The 4,257-nt window shown below is 65.9% G+C and carries 3 protein-coding genes; all 3 read right to left on the bottom strand.

Annotation, left to right across the window (positions count from 1 at the left end; genetic code table 11):
- Positions 1-175: 175 nt before the first annotated feature.
- The gene (locus ACESNG_RS20430) at positions 176-1,150 is read right to left on the bottom strand and encodes a radical SAM protein (protein ID WP_373070593.1); all 975 of its coding nucleotides are present in this window, start codon (positions 1,148-1,150) and stop codon (positions 176-178) included.
- Positions 1,150-2,823 carry a urocanate hydratase gene (gene hutU, locus ACESNG_RS20425; RefSeq protein WP_373070595.1) on the bottom strand — a complete coding sequence of 558 codons (1,674 nt, stop codon included), beginning with the start codon at positions 2,821-2,823 and terminating at the stop codon, positions 1,150-1,152. The genes ACESNG_RS20430 and hutU overlap by 1 nt, the downstream gene beginning before the upstream one ends.
- Positions 2,824-2,837: 14 nt before the next feature.
- Positions 2,838-4,257 (bottom strand): histidine ammonia-lyase (gene hutH / locus ACESNG_RS20420; protein WP_373070591.1); only part of this gene is annotated, 1,420 nt, incomplete at its 5' end.

Raw genomic sequence — 4,257 nt, 5'->3', positions numbered from 1 at the left:
CCATCGTCGTCCACCGCCACAATGCGATCGCCCTGCACCGCGACGCCGGCTCCGAACTGCACGCCCGCATCCTGCATCTCCGCGCCGCGTCGCGCGCGCGCCGGACCGGCACAGGTCACGGTCTGTGCGGCATTCACGAACAGCGTCACGGTGTCGTCGACCGATCGACCCTCGGTCATGCCATCACATCACGCACGCGGGACATCAACCGCAGTGGTGCCTGTGCTTCTCCGCGACAGGCATAGAAGCACGCATTGCAGTTGATCGGCTCGTACCCCTTGTAGTCCTGCCAGCGTCCGTCCGGCTTGAAGTCGGGGCAGCGACGCACCATGCCTTGCGGATCGATATGAATGGTGGTGGAACCACTGCGACACGGCTCGGTCATCTCGCCGCGCACATACCGGGGAATCTGCTCGAGATAGTAATCGGAATTCGTGATCACGCCGCGCCTGCGCCGCTTGTACGCGAGCAGCTGCTGCACGACCTGCTCGAGCTCACGCCGCTGGGCCTCGCCAAGCAGATAGTCCTCGTTACCGTTCTTGGAGTCGGTGTACAGCGAGAAGTTCACGCCGCCACCGAGGGCGGCCGCGCGCTCGACGATCGGCATGATCTGATCGAGATTGTCGTTCTTGATCACCGTATTGAAACGCACGCTGCCGATGCCCGCATCTTTCATGCGCGGCACGAGGTCGAGAATCTTCGCCGACAGCCCGGGGATGCCGCGTGCCGCGTCGTGTCGCTCGTCGAGGTAGTCGAGCGAAATGTTGAACTGGTCGACGCCCGCGTCCCACAGCGACGTCGCGCGATCGAGCGAGAGCATGGCGCCGTGCGTGATCATCTGGACGTAGGTGTACCGCACGGCCTTCCGGACCGACGCGACGATCGCTTCGAGATCCTTTCGCAACGTCGGCTCGCCACCGGTGAACGTGACCAGCATCGGCGAAAAGCGCCGGGCGATCTCGGCGAAATCGCTCATCTCAGTGTGCTTCGCTTCGGCCGGCGTCTTCCAGTAGTCACAGAACCCGCACTTGGCATTGCAGCGCATCGTGACTTCGAAGTTCAACAGCACCGGTCGATTTCGCGCACGCAGCCACGCGTACTTCCCGAGAAAAATCGGTACGTGCCACGGACGATATCGACTCGACAGCATCAGCCTTCCTCCATGGGGATGCGAACGCCGTGTCGGGCGGCGGTCGCGATCGCAAGGTCGTAGCCCGCATCGGCATGGCGCGCCACACCGATGCCGGGATCGTTCGTGAGGACGCGTTCGAGTCGGCGGCGCATGCGCTCACTGCCGTCGGCCACGATCACCTGTCCAGCGTGCAGCGAGTTGCCGATGCCGACACCTCCACCGTGATGAAACGACACCCACGAGGCACCACTCGCCACGTTGAGCAGGGCATTCAGGATGGCCCAGTCGGCGATGGCATCGCTGCCGTCGCGCATGGCTTCCGTTTCGCGGAACGGCGACGCCACGCTCCCCGTGTCGAGGTGATCCCGTCCGATGACGATCGGAGCCGAGACTTCACCACGCGCCACGAGGTCGTTGAGTGCGAGCGCGAATCGCGCGCGGTCACCCTGCCCCAGCCAGCAGATGCGCGCGGGGAGTCCCTGAAATGCGATGCGCTCACGAGCGAGTTCGATCCAGCGACGCAGCTGAGGATCATGCGGAAAGAGCTCGAGCACCAAGGCGTCGGTGCGCGCAATGTCGGCAGTGTCGCCGGACAGCGCGACCCAACGAAACGGGCCCTTCCCTTCGCAGAACAGCGGACGCACGTATTCCGGCACGAACCCGGGAATCCGGAACGCGTCGTCCAATCCGGCGTCGAAGGCGACCGTCCGAATATTGTTGCCGTAATCGAAAGCAACGGCGCCGCGGTCCTGCATGGTGCGCATGGCACGCACGTGCTCCACGACCGACGCTGTCGAACGCGCGATGTACACGGCGGGATCCGACGCACGCAATTCGGCTGCCTCGGACAGCGACAGACCGGCGGGAACGTACCCGACCAGCATGTCATGGGCACTCGTCTGGTCGGTCACGACGTCGGGGACGACTCCGCGTCGGACCAGTTCAGGCAAGACCACGGCAGAATTCCCGACCAGCCCCACCGACAGGCCACGCCGTTCCGTCTGCGCCTCGGTCAGCCAGGCGAGTGCCTCATCGAGCGAGGTCGTCATGCGATCACAGTACCGGGTCTCGAGGCGCTTCGCGATGCGCGAGGCGTCCACGTCGATGCCAAGCACCGCCGCGCCGTGCATCGCCGCGGCCAGTGGCTGCGCGCCACCCATGCCGCCCAAGCCCGCCGTGACCACCAGCCGCCCTTCGAGCGTTCCACCGAAATGCCGCGTGGCCACGGCACCGAACGTCTCGTACGTACCCTGCACGATGCCCTGCGATCCGATGTAGATCCACGAGCCGGCCGTCATCTGTCCGTACATCGTGAGACCGGCGCGCTCCAAGCGACGAAACTCATCCCAATTGGCCCAACGGCCCACGAGATTGCCGTTGGCGATCAAGACACGCGGTGCGTCTTCGTGCGTGCGGAAGACCGCCACGGGCTTGCCGCTCTGCACAAGCAGCGTCTCGTCGTTGGCCAGCGTCTTCAGCGTGCGCACGATCGCGTCGAAGGCCTCCCACGAACGCGCGGCGCGCCCGGTACCGCCATACACGACGAGGTCATCCGGCCGCTCGGCGACGTCGGGGTCGAGATTGTTCATCAGCATACGGAGTGCGGCTTCCTGCTCCCATCCGAGGCACTGCATCGCGCTGCCGCGCGGCGCCCGGACCACACGCGGTCCGCTGAGACTTGCCGCCGTCATCGTCACCGTGCCGGTCATACGACGAACCCCTCGGTGATGGCATCGAGTGCCCCTGCGGCCACGGCATCGCCGAGCCGTGCGATGTCAGGTGCCGGTGGTCGGTCGCCCGTCGCACGCGCCACGTGCGTTCTGATGATCGCGTGCGCGCGCTCCACGGCCACACTGCTGCGCAGGGGGCGGCGATACTCGATTGCTTCAGCCGCCGCGATCAATTCGATCGCGAGCACATGCCGCAGGTTACGTACGGTGCGGCGCAACTTGATGGCCGCGCCCATCGCCATCGGCACCATGTCTTCCTTGTTGCCGTCGGTCGGAATCGAATCCACGCTGGCCGGGTGTGCCAACAGTTTGCACTCGCTGGCCAACGCCGCCGCCGTGACCTGCGCCATCATTTGTCCCGACTCGAGCCCGGGAGAGCCCGCCAGAAATGGTGGCAGTCCCTGATTGAAATCAGGGTGCACCAGTCGATCGATCCGCCGCTCGCTGATGACGGCGAGGTTCGCACAGATGATCGCCAACAGGTCGCTCGCCATCGCGACGGCCTGGCCGTGGAAGTTGCCGCCGCTGAGCAATTCTCCGGTGGCGAGCACCAACGGATTATCGGTGGCCGCGTTGAGCTCGCGCGAGATCACGCCACGCGCGAAACGCAGCGCGTCGAGCGCCGGGCCGTGCACCTGCGGTACGCAGCGCAGCGCGTACGCATCCTGCACACGTGGATCGCCGAAGCGATGCGACTCGCGAATCTCGCTGCCTTCGAGCAGCATACGCAGCATCGCTGCCGATTCCATCTGTCCCGGCTGACCGCGCGCCTCCTGGATACGCGCGTCGAACGCATCGGGCGTACCCAGCAGCGCCTCGAGACTCATGGCCGTCGCTACATGCGCAGCGTGCCAGAGTCTGGTGAGTTCGGCGCAGGCCAGTGACGCGACGGCGGTGTGCGCCTGCGTCCCGTTGATGAGCGCGAGCCCTTCCTTCGCCTCGAGCGTGACCGCGGAGAGTCCGGCTGCGGCGAGCAGTTCCTGCGAAGGACCTTCGCGGCGCTGAAAGCGCGCCGTGCCTTCGCCGATGAGTGTGAGCGCGAGATGCGCGAGCGGCGCGAGATCGCCGCTCGCGCCGACGCTGCCCTGCTCCGGCACGACCGGCCACACGCCGGCATTCAGCATGTCCAACAACGATTCCACGATAATCGGACGCGCACCAGCGTACGCCGTCGCGAGCACGTTCGCGCGCAACAACATCATGGCGCGCACCTCGCGTTCGGGGAGCGGATCACCGACGCCGGCCGCATGACTGCGTACCAGATTGCGCTGGAGTGCCGCGAGTCGATCGCCGGCGATCGTGACTTCGGACAGCTTCCCGAAACCCGTGTTGATGCCGTACACCGGCTCCGCGCGCGCCACCGCGCGATCGACCACGTCACGTGTGACCTGCATG

Source organism: Gemmatimonas sp., from assembly GCF_041689975.1.
Taxonomy (GTDB): domain Bacteria; phylum Gemmatimonadota; class Gemmatimonadetes; order Gemmatimonadales; family Gemmatimonadaceae; genus Gemmatimonas.
The sequence above is the reverse complement of the archived record's forward strand: the minus strand, read 5'-3'. Positions and strand labels throughout refer to the sequence as shown.